The sequence below is a fragment of the Planococcus sp. MB-3u-03 genome (genome assembly GCF_002833405.1).
GTDB lineage: Bacteria > Bacillota > Bacilli > Bacillales_A > Planococcaceae > Planococcus.
This window is the reverse complement of sequence record NZ_CP025135.1, coordinates 917,803-932,914: the sequence shown is the minus strand read 5'-3', so window position 1 is coordinate 932,914 and position 15,112 is coordinate 917,803. Positions and strand designations below refer to the sequence as shown.

Sequence of the window (15,112 nt, the reverse complement as noted above, 5' to 3'; positions counted from 1 at the left end):
GCCTGTTGTCCTGCGGCTGTTGCCATGCTTTAAATCTAGCAGAGAAAAACGGATTGCGTAATTGGGAAAATCCATATCAGCAAAATGGTACTTCAATCAAAATGGTCTTTTATACCCAGAACTATATTCCCTTAAAAAAAGATACAAAAAAAAAGCCGCTCAATGCGGCTTTTCAGTGTGTTGAAGAAGTCTATGATTCGCCATGAATTAAAAAGAGAGTCATCTTTTCTACATTCAAAAATCCATGGTCTATCTAAGTATTTGGAGAAGCGTTCGCTCGACTCCTGTGGGACTAGCGGGTTTGAGAGACCCCGCAGGAACGCAGTGACGAGGAGGCTCGATTCCCGCCCCACGGAAAGCGAGCGATAAGCTTCGGAAAATACGGTTTCCTGGGTTTCTAGACAGCCTGAAAAGCCGCTCAATGCGGCTTTTACTTTAATAGATAAACACGCGCTTCGTATGGCTGCAGTTTGCCGTCTACATGGCGATCATAATTCGACAATAGCAATTCGCCGTCTACCGGGCTCCACCAAGGACATGTATCATCATCGAGATGCGAAATGACCAAATAACGCGCTTCCCCGTAAACTCGTGTATAGGCATAAACATACGGGCATTCCAGAAATGACAAATGCGTGCTTCCATACACCAAGGCTTCGTGCTCTTTTCGCAGTTGCAGCATCTTCTTATAGAAAGACAGGACCGATTGGGAATCTTTCTGCTGCGCTTTTACATTGAGCCAATTAAAATTTGGGTTGACCGGAATCCACGGCTTGCCGCCTGTAAAACCGGCGTTTGCGCCAAAGTTCCATTGCATCGGCGTCCTCGCGTGGTCGCGGCTTATTTTCTTGATAGTCTTCATCAAATCTTCGTGAGGGACGCCTTTTTGGCGGTTATAACGGTACATATTCTTCGTCTCGATGTCCCGGTACATATTGATATCGTCGAATGGCGCATTGGTCATGCCAATCTCCTGTCCTTGATAAATGAACGGCGTGCCTTGCATGAAAAAATACATGCAGCCGAGTGCGGTCGCGCTTGCCCGCCAATGCTCCCGGTCATTGCCCCAGGTCGAAACCGTTCGCGGGCGGTCGTGGTTTTCCAAGTATAAGGAATTCCAGGCGATTCCTTGCGCATTGCGCTGCCAACGATCGAGCACCATCCTTAAATCATCGACATCGACGCCCGCACTTTCTTCATCCCATGCTTCTTCATGCGCTTCCAAATGGAAGATCATATTGAATTTGCCTTCTTCTTCGCTGATCCATTCGCCGATTTCATGCGCTCTTACGCTGTTCGCCTCGCCGACTGTCACCACATCATAGCGGTCAAAGGTTTCACGCCGCAATTCTGCCAGAAGCTCCTGGATTCCTTGGACGTTCGTCATCTTCTCCCAGGCCGGCACGTAATTCAGCCCATCCGGATTCGGCATGTCCGTATAATCTTTCTTCAAATGATTGATGGCATCTACACGGAAGCCGTCAATTCCTTTATCGAGCCACCAGCGGATCATCTCGTACAGCGCTTGCCGCAATTCGGGATTTTCCCAATTCAAATCGACTTGGTTCTTGGTGAATAAATGAAAATAATACTGGCTCGTTTTCGGGTCATATGTCCAAGCCGGCCCGCCGAATATGCTTTCCCAATTCGTCGGTTTGTCGCGCCACACATACCAATCGCGCTTCGGGTTATCGCGCGATGATTTTGATTCCAGAAACCACGGATGCTGATCGCTCGTATGGTTCAAGACCAAATCCATCATGATCTTCATGCCGCGGGAGTGGATATCCTCAAGCAACCGGTCAAAATCATCCATCGTCCCCATTTCATCCATGATCGCCTGATAATCGCTGACGTCATACCCGTTATCGACATTCGGCGATTTATAGACTGGGCATAGCCAAATCATGTCGACGCCGAGTTCCTGCAGATAATCGAGCTTTGCCCGGACGCCGTTCAAGTCCCCGAACCCGTCGCCGTTCGTATCGAAAAAGCTGCGCGGATAAATCTGATAGACCACTGCTTCTTTCCACCATGTCTTTTTCAAGCTCATCCCCCTCTTCCTGCTGTTGCGGAATTGATGTGCTCATAATAACTGCTGGCAACCGTTGTTTTTTTATATAGTATACGCCTTTTTCCATGAAATTCCTCTTTGCTTCCATAATAAACACCGCCCGCGAGATGCGGACGGTTTCGGTCAATTATTCAAGTAATACTGTTCCATGGCATTGGCGGAAAAGCCTGCGACGTAATCGCTGCCGCCATCGTCTTCGATCGATTCGATCATCATCGCTAAAATGAAGTCCTGCTGCTCAGCGTGATAGGAAACGAAGAAGCCATTCTCTTGCCCCTCTTCGCCGAGAGCGCCTTTCAATTCAGCGGTGCCGGTTTTTCCGGCAATCGGAACAGCGTCAATATCGGCTGATTTAGCGTAGCCGTCCGTGACAACATTGCGGAGGTTCTCTTGAAGCACAGCCGCATTGCCTTCACTGATCAAGCCTTCTTTCCACACTTGCCCAGCTTCTTCACTGGCGTAAAGCGTCGGCTCATAAATCGTGCCGCCGTTGAGGAATGGTTCGTAAGCCGAGGCGAGATGCAGGATATTGGCGAGCATCTGCCCTTGGCCGAACGATGTATCCGCCAATTGCCCTTCGGATCCGAGAGTCCCGTTATTGGAAATCTGTGAACTTTCCAGCTCGATGGCAAACGGCAATTCCTCTCCGAAACCGTAGGCAGCCAGGCCGTCAATCAAAGTTTCTGAACCCATCTCAAGTGCCTGTCTTGCAAAGTAAATATTATCCGAGTAGACAAGCGCACGATTCAAATCAATCGGTTTGGCGCTTCCGGATGCAATCGGGATACTCGGTACGATCCCCATGAACTGTCTTTTTGCCAAGTCTGCCCGTTGATCTCGAGCCCTTGCTCGGGGTCGAGCGTTCCCCGCTTCCATGCCGATCGCCGCTGTCACCGGTTTAATGGTCGACCCTGGGGCATAACTTGCGGCAAAACGCGTAAATAGCGGATTCAACGGATCTTCCGACAATTCCGTGTAGCGCTCTCCGCTGATGCCTGCGATGAATTCATTCGGGTCAAATCCCGGAGAGCTGATGAGTGCCAAAGTTTCGCCGTTTTCAGGCGATACCGCAGCAGCGCTTCCCGGTTCCCCTTGCATCGAATCATAGACGGCCGTCTGCAATTCAGCGTCGATGGTCAATTCGACATCTTCTCCGGCTGTCGGCTCCTGTTCAGCGAGGACGATATCTTCCGCTCCTTCTTCCTGCTTTTGGATCAGGATGCGTGCGCCGCTCTCACCGCGCAGGCGTTCTTCCAAGCGCCGTTCTAGGCCTTGGCGGCCGATCAGGTCATTCGCCCCGTAGCCTTGGCCTTTTAATTCTTCCAATTGCTCGGCCGTAATGGAACCGATATAGCCGGTCAAATGGCCGAATGCTTCGCCGTACGGATATTCACGCATCGCCGTTTCCTGATAGGTCACGACATCGCTCGCTTCCACATCAGCAATCAGTTGTTCCGCTGATTTCGACGCTTTTGTCAGCGGCACGAATTGATCCGGCTGAACCCAACTTTGGTTCAGGCTTTCTTCAACCGATTCCACCGTCAACCCAAGAAGTTCAGCAGCCTCAGCTATATCGCTGTCTCCTTCCAGCCGGTCCGGCACCACGCCAAGATTATAGCCGGTGCCATTGATAGCCAAGCCGCGCCCTTCACGGTCCACAATCTCCCCGCGCTCAGCGGCTTCAGTCAGCACTGCGACTTCATCGCCTTCTTCAAGATTCTTGAAGATCAATGACGGGTCCCATTCGACAAACCAGTTCTCTCCACTTTCCTGCTCTTCATGGATCAACGAGACCTTCTGGTCGAATTCAACCGGCCCGGCAAGCGTCTCCATCGTGATAGTAAGCGGAAACTCGGCCGGCTCCGCTTCGTCCCATTCCGCATCTTCCTGCGCGGTATAGCTGACTTCAAGATTCTCGATGCCGAGGTCCTCAATCAATTGCTGCTGCCGCTCATCGAACGCTTCTTGGGGAAACGCTTCTTTCGAGCCTTGCGTCAAATAGTCTTCATACATCGCAGTGAACTCCTGCTCATTCCAATGGCCGACGTATTCACTCAATCGATCTTCCGGTGTCGGCTGCGGTTGGCATCCTGCCATGGCGAGTACCCCTGCACCCGCTGCTATTGCTATGTATCGTTTCATTTCGATGACCTCCTGTAGCTTTCTAGCTAACGCTCTTGCATTGCCCCAAATCTCCCTCAATTAAGCGGAAAATTAATAGGACGCAAAAAAATAGCCAGTCTGACTTCATTAACTGCGTGAAACACCCAAGCTAATTGAAGTTTCTTTTTATTTTACCAATAAGTGGCACCGAAGCAAACCCGATTCACTCGGTTTCAAAGCTTTTCAGTTTTTCTTGCCGGATATGCTTTCATTTCCTCCACTATGGTAAAATCAGTAATCATAGAATAGGAGGATGCTTATGATCAACTTAACATATTCACAAGCCATTGAGTCTGCAGTAGATCTCAAAATGAAAACACGTTTGCAGCAAATCCAGGAGGATCTGTATGCGAAAAAAGGAGCCGGCTCCGATTTCCTCGGCTGGCTCGACTGGCCTTCGTCATTGCCGGAAGATTTCCTGGCAAAAATCGAAGACACTGCCAAAGCGATCCGTGAAAAAGCCGACGTTTTGATCGTCATCGGAATCGGCGGTTCCTATCTAGGGGCAAAAGCCGTCCTTTCTGCGCTATCGCCTTATTTCCCGAAAGACGAGCAATTGGAAGTGCTGTTTGCGGGACATCAAGTGAGCGGTGAATACTTGAAGCAATTGCTTGCCCATTTAGAAGGCAAGGAAGTGGTCGTCAATGTCATCTCCAAATCCGGCAAGACGACTGAACCGGCCATCGCGTTCCGTTTCCTGCGCGAGTATATGGAAAAACGCTACGGCGACGTGGCGGCGGAACGCATCATCGTGACGACCGACGCTGAAAAAGGGGCGCTTCGCCAATTGGCCGAAACAAAAGGCTATGAACGCTTTATCGTGCCGGATGATGTCGGCGGGCGCTACTCCGTCTTCACGGCAGTTGGGCTGTTGCCGATTGCTGCTGCCGGACATTCGATCCGCCAGCTTCTGGACGGCGCAAAAGAAGCGGAAACGACTTACCGGGAGGCGGGCCCTGACAATAACCCAGCGATGCAATACGCTGCGATCCGCCATCACCTGTATGTCCAAGGCTATACGACAGAAGTGAACGCCATTTTCGAGCCGAAGCTATCATTCGTCCAGGAATGGTGGAAGCAATTATTCGGCGAAAGCGAAGGTAAAGAAGGAAAAGGCATCTTCCCGGCATCGGTCGTCTTCACGACTGACTTGCACTCGCTTGGCCAATTCATTCAGGACGGGCAGCGCAACTTGTTCGAAACCTTCCTGCTGGTAAAAGAAGCACAGCAAGATTTGGAGATTTTCGAAACGCCTGAAGACGGCGACGAATTGAATTATATCGCCGGCTTGTCCTTGCAGGAATTCAACCATATCGCCCATAAAGGCACGTCAAACGCCCATTTGTCAGGCGGCGTACCGCAATTGAGCTTGACCGTGGACCGCATCGACGAATCCCAGATCGGCCATTTGCTGTATTTCTACATGCTGAGCTGCGCGTATAGCGCGTACCTTCTCGGCATCAACCCGTTCGACCAACCGGGCGTCGAAGAATACAAGAACAATATCTTCAAGCTCTTGAAAAAACCAGGATTCTAAAAAAAAAACGCTTTTCCCGAACAGCCTTTTGGCCAATCGGGAAAAGCGTTTTTCAATAGAAAAATGGATATTCCTGTTGCACAACCATTAAGCGAGCTTGTACACCCGTGCTTCATACGGCTTTAATTGATGCAAGTCACGGTCGTGGTAATTGGCCAGCAGCAGTTCTGCGCCTTCCGGTTCCAGCCAAGTGCATGTGGTGCTTCCAAGGTTCGAAAGGACGAGCACTTGTTCCTCCCCTTGCGTACGGGTATAAGCGTAAACATCTTCGCAATCGGTCTCGGCCAAATCGTAGCTGCCATAGACCAGCACATCCATGTTTTTGCGCAGGAAGATCATTTGCTTATAGAACGACAAAACGGATGCCGGATCCTGCTTTTGGCTTTCGACATTGAGCCATTCGAAATTCGGGTTCATCTGCAGCCACGGAGTGCCTGTCGTGAATCCGGCATTTTCTGCTGCGTTCCATTGCATCGGCGTGCGGGAATGGTCGCGGCTTGTCGATTTCAATAAAGTCATGATCGCATCATGTTCCATGCCTTCCGCCAAATTATAGAAATACAAATTATGCGTATGGACATCGTCATAATGATGGATTTCCTCAAACGGCGCATTGGTCATGCCGATTTCCTGGCCCTGATAGATGAACGGTGTTCCTTGCATGAAGAAATACATGCAAGCGAGCGCTGTCGCACTTTCGCGCCAGTATTCCCCGTCATTGCCCCAAGTCGAGACGACGCGCGGCTTGTCGTGGTTTTCGATAAACAACGCATTCCAGCCGACGCCGTCGACCGCTTTTTGCCAGCGCGTCAAGACGGTTTTCAAATCATTGACGTTAATCCCTTGTTTGACATCATTGTCCCAAAGCGTCAAATCTTCGAATTGAAACACCATGTCGAATTTGCCGTCTTCTTCGCTGATCCATTCATCGATATCTTCTGCATAGACCCCATTCGCTTCCCCAACCGTCATGATGTCGTATTTCGCAAATGTCTCATCGCGCAATTCAGCGAGCAACGGCTGGATGCCATCGACATTCATCATTTTTTCCCATGCCGGCACCCATGGCTTGCCCTCTTCTATCGGCAGATCGCTGAAATCTTTCTTGATATGGCTGATCGCGTCGACGCGGAACCCGTCGATGCCTTTATCCAGCCACCAATTGACCATTTTATATAAGGCTTTGCGAACTTCCGGATTTTCCCAGTTCAAATCCGGCTGCTTTTTCGAGAAAATGTGCAAATAATATTGCCCCGTCTTCTCGTCGAACTCCCATGCCGGGCCGCCGAAAATGCTTTCCCAATTCGTCGGGCGGTCGCGCCAAACATACCAATCGCGTTTTGGGTTATCGAGTGACGAGCGTGATTCCAAAAACCACGGATGCTCATCGCTCGTGTGGTTGATGACTAGGTCGATGATCAATTTCATGCCGCGCGCGTGCACTTCATCGAGCAAACGGTCGAAATCAGCCATCGTCCCGAGTTCATCCATGATTTCCTGGTAATCACTGATGTCGTAGCCATTATCGTCATTCGGCGATTTATACATCGGGCAGAGCCAGATGACATCGATCCCCAGTTCTTTCAAATAATCCAGTTTTTCCGTGACACCGTTGATATCCCCGATGCCGTCTCCATTTGAGTCATTGAAGCTGCGTGGATAGACTTGATACGCCACTGCTTCTTTCCACCATGTTTTGTTCATAATCTTGTTCCTTTCAAAGACTTTGACAAGATCCTCTTTCGATCAATGTTGCCGGAACGATGATGTTCCGGGGAGGGGCATTGTCATCGTTTATTTTTTCCAATACCAGATTCGCCGCTTCCATTCCAAGGTCAAAAATCGAAATATCCACCGTACTGAGCGGCGGCTTTAAATGGCTCGACAAAGCATGGTTGTTGAACCCGACAATTGACACATCGGTAGGCACGGCAATATTCAAATCTTCCAGATAACTGATCACTTCATAGGCGACCAGGTCATCGTGCGTGACGATGGCTGTCGGCGGATTTTTTTGTTCCATCAAGTTGCGGATCGCCTGCTGTTCGTGTCCTTCCATTTCTTCCTGTGTGACCACATAATCTGGAGTGAACGGGATCCCCGCTCCGTCCAGCGCTTGCCGGTAGCCACTCAAACGGTCAGAAGACACGATAAAATCGGATGCGCCACCGACGAATGAAATGTCCCGGTGGCCCAGTGAAATCAAATGGCCCACCACTTCTTTCGCAATGGCGACATTATCATTATCGACATAGGAGATGGCGTCCGGGCGCGTGTATGGCCGCCCGACCACTGAAAACGGAATGCCATTTGCCAGTAGGTAGTCCAAGATTTTATCATCAATTTTCGAATACAGCAAGATAACGCCATCGACGCGTTTTCCTTGTGTCATCGCCACCACTTCCTCATAGATTTCCTGTTCAGTCGCGCTTGTCGACAGGTACAGACCGTACTGGCTATGATGGGCACTGACGGAAATGCCGCGCAACACTTCCGGGAAGAATGGATTCTGGAAAGCAAGCGTCGTGGAATTTTCCATGATGACGCCGATCGCTTTGCTTTTTTTCGCTACCAAATTGCGTGCCTGGAAATTCGGGTAATAGCCGAGCTCTTCCATGGCTTTTCGCACTTTGCGCTTTGTTTTCGGGGTGATCTTCGGATGATCCGCAATAACCCTAGAAACTGTCGCCGGCGAAACTTCCGCCAGTTTCGCGACATCTTTAATTGTAATTGCCATTGCGATTGCCCCCTTATTTTACAGCGCCATCCGAGACACCTTTGATAATCGAGCGCTGCGCAAAGAAATAGAAGATAATGACCGGAATGATCGCCAGCGTAAGTCCCGCAAGCGCCAAATGCCATTGCTTCGTATATTCGCCGAAGAAGAAGAACATCTTCAACGGAATCGTTTCACTGCCGGTCGTATTGATGACCAGCGACGGCAACAGGTAATCGTTCCAGATCCAGATGATATTGAGTATGGCGACCGTGACAGTGATCGGCTTGAGGATCGGGAAAATGATATGCCAAAACACTTGCCAACGGTTCGCCCCGTCGATTTTCGCCGCTTCATCGAGCGATTTCGGGACATTATTCAAAGCACCATGATACAGGAAAATCGACAGGCTCGCACCGAAACCGATATACATGAAAATCAATCCGCCGCGGTTCAGCATATCGAACTGGCCGAATACCGTGACGAGCGGGATCATCACCGATTGAAACGGGATGAGCATCGCCGAGACAAACAGGAAAAACAAGAATGTGGATATCTTGCTTTTCGCTCGCGACAACGCATAAGCAGCCATCGCCGAGAACAAGACGATGAGCACGACGCTGACAACGGTGATCAATAAAGAATTGAACAAAGTTCTGAGAAAGTCGAGTTCCTGAAATGCCACGATGTAGTTATCGAAGCTCCACGCTTCCGGAGGGCTCGTCGTGTCGAGGAAAATTTCCTTTTTTGATTTGAAGGAATTGACGAACATTAAGTAAAAAGGCAATAGCCATAGAATCGCCAGTGCGACGCCGAGCACTTCAACTTTTATATTCCAGCGGTTGCGCATTACATTTCGACCTCCCGGCGTTTATTGATATACACTTGAACGAGTGCAATAATAGCGACGATCAGGAAGAAGATGATCGCTTTTGCCTGAGCATAGGCGAAGGCATTTTGCACAAACGCTGTCTTGAAAATTTCCATGGCGACCATTTCCGTCGAATTGTATGGGCCGCCCGCTGTCAGCGATAAGTTCTGGTCGTACAGCTTGAATGTATTCGATAAAGTCAAGAACATACTGACTGTGAACGCCGGGGCAACAAGCGGAAAGATGATGTAGCGGAAGCGCTGTACGGTCGATGCGCCGTCAATTTCAGCCGCTTCGATCAACTCTTTCGGCAAGCCTTCCAAATAAGCGATGTAGATGACCATGATATAGCCGGCCATCTGCCAGCTCATCAGTATGACCAAGCCCCAGAACCCGGTTTCGGTCGTCGACAGCCATGCCTGCAAGCTTTCCATGCCGACTGCTTCGCCGACGCTCGCGAACACTTTCAGGAAAATGAACTGCCAGATGAACCCGAGGATCAAGCCGCCGATCAAGTTCGGCATGAAGAAAGTCGTGCGCAGCAAGCTGCTCGTCTTGATCTTCGATGTGACGATCAAAGCGAGTGACAGTCCGATGAAATTGATCAAAATAACAGATATGACCGAGAATTTCGTCGTGAACCAAAGCGAATCGAGGAAGCGCTCATCTTTAAATAAGTTCAAGTAATTCTGGAAGCCGACAAATTCGCCGGTTTGGATGCCGTTCCATGCCGTGAACGAATAGAAAAGCCCGAGCAGCATCGGCACGACGACGACAAGTGCCAGCGCCAACAATACAGGCGCTAAAAATAACCAATAGGAAAGATCCCGTGTACGCATAGTTTAGCCTCTCTTTCTATTTAAACCCTGAAACAAAGCAAAGCAGCACAATGGCTGCTCTGGTTTGATGGACAAATTACTCCCCACGGCTCGTTTCCCATGCCGCTTTTGCTGAATCGACCACTTCGTCCCAGCTCGCTTCATCGCTCAAGTATTTCTGGATGTTCGCGCCGAGTTCATCTTCGCCCCATCCAGTCGGATAGCCCATGAAGACCCAACCGATTGTTTCGCCAGCTTCTGAAGCATCATAGATCGCTTTGGACATTGAATCGGTGATTTTGGATGTGTCATAACCTTCATATGCCGGGATGAATTTAAAGTCTTCCAAAACAGCTGTTTTCCCAGTGTCGGACGTGTATAGCCAATCAAGGAAATCTTTTGCTGCCGTTACGACTTCTTCGTCTTGGTTCGAGTTGACGCCCCAATACATCGGCACGCCGACTGGTAATCCGCCATCTTCCAAGCCTTCAACTGGGATCGGCATCATGCCAACACCTGAATCTGCGAGTTCCTGGTCAATTCCTGCAATCGAACCGTAAACCCAGTTTCCTTGTTGGATGATCGCCACACGTTCAAGCGAAAATAGCTCTTCAACTTGCTGTGAATAGTCGAGGCTCACAGTCGGCTGCTTCGAATACTCGTTTTGCAAATCGAGGATTTTCTTGAAGCCTTCGCCGTATTCAAATTCCACTGTATCTGCATCGTATGCCGTCAAGACATTATTATCGAATTCAGGCGCGAGGAAAGTGTTCGACAAATGAAGCCCTGTCACCCACGTCTCTTTTCCTGGCAACGCGAAGACCGATTCAAGGCCGAGTTCTTCTTTTTTCGAATCAAGCGTTTTCACCGCTTCTTCTAAGCTCGCATAATCCGTAATAGAGGCGGCATCGATTCCAGCTTCTTCGAACAAGCGTGTATTGTAGATAAATCCGTAGCCTTCCTGGTTATACGGCAAGCCGAGCACTTCCGATTCGACTGTCACGCCGTCTAGTGTGCCCTCGAGTGCTGCATCCGCTGCGCCTGTATCGGACAAGTCAGTCAAGTTATCTTTCCAGTCCGTTACGTCCTGTGGCCCGCCGATGTTGAAGATCGCCGGCTCATTGCCTGAAGCGAAACGGGAACGAAGCGCAGCGCCGTAATCTTCTCCGCCGCCGACTGTCGTGATTTCGATGTTGACATCAGGATTTTCTTCTTCGTATTGTGCGACGACATCTTCAAACTGGTCTTTAAACTCTACTTTGAATTGGAAGATATCGACGGTCACTTGCTCGCCGCCGCCTTCTGCCGTTGATCCTTCATCCCCTGAACTGCATGCTGCAAGCGCCCCGCTGATAGTAAAACAGATGCCAATAACCCCTTGCTGAACTTTAATTCCTTCACTTGAACTCCCCTTTGAGTTGTTGTGCAAACGATTGCACGATAGAGCAGAAAAATGGAAACTCCTTGGTAAGCGTTTCCAACTAATAATTATTAACAGATTATCACAATGAAAACGTTTGCGCAATCTATTTTAAAATATTTCAATTGTTTTTATGTCGTGCAAGCAATCTATAGTCAACCGGCACCCTTCACGGCCTGCGCCAGCCTTTTCACTCGGGCATGGCTCAGGCTTCAGGACCTTGAACTCTTATCTTTATTTCTCCAAAACGAGCAGCGCTGCCCCAAGCATGCCGGCATCGTTTTCGAATTGTGCCACTTCCACCGGTAATGGATTCAATAGCACTTCCGCCAATTGGCGCTTTAGTTCATCCATCCATGCAGAGGCCGATTCCGATACACCACCGCCAATGATGAGCATGTCCATATCGAAGATCGCCTGTAAGCTGCTGATGTAGATTGCCAAGTCCTCGGTGAAGTCAATGACCAGCTTTTGCGCTTGGGCATCTGTTTCAGCCAGTTCGAATAATTCTGGCGGCGTCACCGAAAGCCCCGTTTCCTTGATGCGGCGCACAAGGGCCGTACCCGACAGGTATTGCTCTGCACAGCCAAGCCGGCCGCAAGCGCAGCGTGAACCGTTTGGATACAAGATCATATGGCCCAGTTCTGCAGCCCCGCCGTGCGGGCCGCCGCTCAAGAGCTTGCCGTCCCAGATGATGCCGCCGCCAAGCCCCGTGCCGAGCGTAATGCATACAACGCGTCCAAGCCCCCGTGCTGCGCCAAATTTCGCTTCAGCGAGCGCCGCGCAATTGGCATCGTTCTCCACTTCCACGTGTCGCCCTGACGCTTGTTCGAGTGGCGCTTTGACCTCTGTCCCAGTCCATCCTGGCAGCATGTCGCCCGCAAAAACGATGCGCCCTTCTTTCGGGTCGACAAACCCGTGCGTTCCGATGCCGATTGCCGACACGTCAGGATGCTCCTCTAAAAACAACAGCACTTGACGCTCCAAATGCGGATACAGCGGAAACTCCGTCTTCACTTGCCGCTCTGCGAGTATCCGCCCTTCTGCATCGATGACCCCCATGCGGATTTTCGTTCCCCCAATGTCTACTCCGATTACTTTACTCATTCTCTCCATCCTTCCTTAAACTCATTCATCCATTTTTCTGGTGCCATCATAAAAGCATACAGCTTCATATGGCTCGAGCAACACTACATCCTGATTTTCCTGCGGCGTGTAATTCCCGATCAACACTTGGCCCTTTGGCATTGGCAGTTCACGCGGCGTTTCGGAAAAATTGCAGTAAACCGTCAATTGCTCATCCGGCGTATTGCGTGTGTAGGCGAAAATCTCTTCATCCTCACGGTGCAATAAGTTGAAATCGCCTTCTGTGATGACTGCCAAGTCTTTTCTGAGCGCGATCAATTTTTGGTAATGGCCGAATACTGAATCCGCTTCATGACGGTTTTCTGCATTGATCTCCGGGTAATTCGGATTGACTGAGATCCACGGCTCCCCATCGGTAAAGCCGGCGTTTTCAGAAGCGTTCCAATGCATCGGCGTTCTGGCATTGTCCCGTCCTTTTGCGTGAATCGCCTTCATGAGCTCTTCGTGCGGAATACCTTGTGCCCGCTTTTCCTTATACATATTCAAAGTCTCGATATCCTGGTAATCATCGATCGACGAAAACGCTACATTGGTCATGCCAAGTTCTTCTCCTTGGTAAATATACGGCGTCCCTTGCAGGAAATGAAGGCAAGTGGCAAGCATTTTCGCCGATTGTTTACGGTACTGGCCGTCATCCCCGAAACGCGAGACGATGCGCGGCTGGTCGTGATTGTTCCAATACAAACTGTTCCAGCCTTTCTCATAAAGCTCCACTTGCCATTTTTCCAGGTTTTCTTTTAAATCCGTGAGGCGCAGCGGCTGGAGCTCCCATTTCCCGCTCGGTCCCTGGTCCAAGTTCATATGTTCGAAAGTGAAAATCATATTCAATTCATTGCGCCCTGGACCCGTATACAGTTTGGCGTCTTCCGTCGCAGCGCCTGGCATCTCGCCGACTGTGACGATATCGTAATCGGACAGCACTTTTTTGTTCATTTCCTGTAAAAACTCATGGACGCGCGGCCCGTTGAAGAAGTGTGGTGTGCCATCGCCATCGATGCCATCCGGGAAATCCTGATCTTTGGAAATCATATTGATGACGTCCATGCGGAAGCCGTCAACGCCTTTATCCAGCCACCAGCGCATCATCTTATACACTTCATTTCGCAGTTCTTCATTTTCCCAATTCAAGTCCGGCTGTTTCTTGGAAAACAGGTGCAGATAGTATTGCTGTCTCTTTTCATCGAATTGCCACGCCGATCCGCTGAAAAAAGAGCGCCAATTGTTCGGCTGGTTTTTCCAGATGTAATATTCAGGCCGTTCCGTGAACCAATGGTGTTCGTCAGAAGTATGATTGACCACCAAATCCATGACAAGGCGCATCCCGCGTTCGTGAATTCCGTCAAGCATCCGGTCGAAATCGTCCATCGTCCCGAACTCCTGCATGATTTTTTGGTAATCGCGGATGTCGTAGCCATTGTCATCGTTCGGGGAATCGTAGACAGGGGAGAGCCATAACACATCCACGCCGAGCTCCGCCAGATAATCCAGCTTGCGGATGATCCCTTGGATGTCGCCAATCCCGTCGCCATCAGAATCCATGAAACTTCTCGGATAAATTTGATACACCACTGCTTTTTTCCACCACTCCGTCATAGTCTCGCCTGCTTTCCTGAAGATTCATTCATTTCTTTTTATCATACGGAAAATTGGAAAAGAAACACAGAACTTTTTAAGTAAACCTTTTATAAAAATAAGTTGACTTAAAATAACTCATTCTTTATACTCGGTTTTAGTACATACGAAGTGGAGGATTTTCATGACAACTTCAATAACCAGATCCAGCAATCATTCGCGTACCTTAACACTCGTTCACATCGCCATGTTCGCAGCGCTCATGGCGATCGGCGCCAATATTTCCTCTTTCCTGATCGTCGGGGGCGTGCCGATCACCTTGCAGACCTTCTTCGCAGTTCTTGCCGGCATTCTGCTTGGCAAGCGTCTCGGCGCTGCTGCGATGATCGTTTATGCCGCAATCGGCCTTGCCGGCGTCCCGGTCTTCGCCAAGTTTTCAGGTGGTATGGACACATTGATCTCGCCGACATTCGGCTTTATCCTATCTTATATCTTTACCGCTTTTGCAGCAGGTTGGATTGCAGAAAAAATGCCTTCAAAAAAAGGGTTTATCTTCGCAGCTCTTGTAGCGACAGCGATCAATTACGTGTTCGGCACCAACTGGATGTATGCCGCTTATAAACTATGGTTTGCCGCGCCGGAAGGCTTTACTTACGGGATGGCTTGGGCTTGGATGGCGGTGCCTCTTCCAAAAGATGTGCTGCTCGCTGTCTTTGCCGGCCTGTTCGGCTTCCGGATGCAGCCCATCATCAAGAAATACTTGCCTTAACAGGAACAGCCAGTTGCCGGAATCCC

11 protein-coding genes are annotated in these 15,112 nt (G+C 49.8%); 2 read left to right on the top strand and 9 right to left on the bottom strand.

Going from position 1 to position 15,112, the window contains the following annotated elements:
• Positions 1 to 430: 430 nt before the first annotated feature.
• Complete coding sequence (locus CW734_RS05895; protein ID WP_232787179.1) at positions 431 to 2,053, bottom strand: alpha-glucosidase; 1,623 nt, start codon at positions 2,051 to 2,053, stop codon at positions 431 to 433.
• Positions 2,054 to 2,197: 144 nt separating this feature from the next.
• Positions 2,198 to 4,216 (bottom strand): penicillin-binding transpeptidase domain-containing protein, encoded by a 2,019-nt coding sequence (locus CW734_RS05890; protein ID WP_232787178.1) that lies wholly within the window; start codon positions 4,214 to 4,216, stop codon positions 2,198 to 2,200.
• A 274-nt stretch (positions 4,217 to 4,490) separates the two neighbouring features.
• Here CW734_RS05890 and CW734_RS05885 point away from each other — a divergent pair, with 274 nt between their 5' ends.
• On the top strand, positions 4,491 to 5,774 hold the full coding sequence (locus tag CW734_RS05885) for a glucose-6-phosphate isomerase (RefSeq protein ID WP_101189835.1): 1,284 nt from the start codon (positions 4,491 to 4,493) through the stop codon (positions 5,772 to 5,774).
• A gap of 87 nt (positions 5,775 to 5,861) precedes the next feature.
• Here CW734_RS05885 and CW734_RS05880 read toward each other — a convergent pair whose 3' ends face one another.
• The 7 genes from CW734_RS05880 to CW734_RS05850 form a co-directional block, all read right to left on the bottom strand.
• Entirely contained in the window at positions 5,862 to 7,478 is a 1,617-nt protein-coding gene (locus CW734_RS05880; protein ID WP_101189834.1) for an alpha-glucosidase, read from the bottom strand.
• Between the two features lie 13 nt (positions 7,479 to 7,491).
• Positions 7,492 to 8,511 carry a LacI family DNA-binding transcriptional regulator gene (locus CW734_RS05875; protein WP_101189833.1) on the bottom strand — a complete coding sequence of 340 codons (1,020 nt, stop codon included), beginning with the start codon at positions 8,509 to 8,511 and terminating at the stop codon, positions 7,492 to 7,494.
• Between the two features lie 13 nt (positions 8,512 to 8,524).
• Positions 8,525 to 9,340 (bottom strand): carbohydrate ABC transporter permease, encoded by an 816-nt coding sequence (locus tag CW734_RS05870; RefSeq protein ID WP_101189832.1) that lies wholly within the window; start codon positions 9,338 to 9,340, stop codon positions 8,525 to 8,527.
• Positions 9,340 to 10,200: a carbohydrate ABC transporter permease gene (locus tag CW734_RS05865; RefSeq protein WP_101189831.1), complete on the bottom strand. Its 861-nt coding sequence runs from the start codon at positions 10,198 to 10,200 to the stop codon at positions 9,340 to 9,342. Before CW734_RS05865 ends, CW734_RS05870 begins: the two co-directional genes overlap by 1 nt.
• 76 nt (positions 10,201 to 10,276) lie before the next feature.
• A complete protein-coding gene (locus CW734_RS05860) occupies positions 10,277 to 11,608 on the bottom strand; it encodes an ABC transporter substrate-binding protein (RefSeq protein ID WP_332871021.1) in 1,332 nt (443 codons plus the stop codon).
• Positions 11,609 to 11,833: 225 nt separating this feature from the next.
• Positions 11,834 to 12,706: an ROK family protein gene (locus tag CW734_RS05855; protein ID WP_101189830.1), complete on the bottom strand. Its 873-nt coding sequence runs from the start codon at positions 12,704 to 12,706 to the stop codon at positions 11,834 to 11,836.
• 21 nt (positions 12,707 to 12,727) lie between these two features.
• The gene (locus CW734_RS05850; protein WP_101189829.1) at positions 12,728 to 14,338 is read right to left on the bottom strand and encodes a glycoside hydrolase family 13 protein; all 1,611 of its coding nucleotides are present in this window, start codon (positions 14,336 to 14,338) and stop codon (positions 12,728 to 12,730) included.
• Positions 14,339 to 14,501: 163 nt separating this feature from the next.
• Here CW734_RS05850 and CW734_RS05845 point away from each other — a divergent pair, with 163 nt between their 5' ends.
• A complete protein-coding gene (locus CW734_RS05845; protein WP_101189828.1) occupies positions 14,502 to 15,086 on the top strand; it encodes a biotin transporter BioY in 585 nt (194 codons plus the stop codon).
• The last annotated feature ends 26 nt before the right edge of the window (positions 15,087 to 15,112 follow it).

Bases quoted from the DNA above. Each gene is read 5' to 3' on its own strand.
- CW734_RS05845 (WP_101189828.1), top strand. From the start codon at position 14,502: ATGACAACTTCAATAACCAGATCCAGCAATCATTCGCGTACCTTAACA.
- CW734_RS05890 (WP_232787178.1), bottom strand. From the start codon at position 4,216: ATGAAACGATACATAGCAATAGCAGCGGGTGCAGGGGTACTCGCCATG.
- CW734_RS05885 (WP_101189835.1), top strand. From the start codon at position 4,491: ATGCTTATGATCAACTTAACATATTCACAAGCCATTGAGTCTGCAGTA.
- CW734_RS05875 (WP_101189833.1), bottom strand. From the start codon at position 8,511: ATGGCAATTACAATTAAAGATGTCGCGAAACTGGCGGAAGTTTCGCCG.
- CW734_RS05895 (WP_232787179.1), bottom strand. From the start codon at position 2,053: ATGAGCTTGAAAAAGACATGGTGGAAAGAAGCAGTGGTCTATCAGATT.
- CW734_RS05865 (WP_101189831.1), bottom strand. From the start codon at position 10,200: ATGCGTACACGGGATCTTTCCTATTGGTTATTTTTAGCGCCTGTATTG.
- CW734_RS05880 (WP_101189834.1), bottom strand. From the start codon at position 7,478: ATGAACAAAACATGGTGGAAAGAAGCAGTGGCGTATCAAGTCTATCCA.
- CW734_RS05855 (WP_101189830.1), bottom strand. From the start codon at position 12,706: ATGAGTAAAGTAATCGGAGTAGACATTGGGGGAACGAAAATCCGCATG.
- CW734_RS05850 (WP_101189829.1), bottom strand. From the start codon at position 14,338: ATGACGGAGTGGTGGAAAAAAGCAGTGGTGTATCAAATTTATCCGAGA.
- CW734_RS05870 (WP_101189832.1), bottom strand. From the start codon at position 9,340: ATGCGCAACCGCTGGAATATAAAAGTTGAAGTGCTCGGCGTCGCACTG.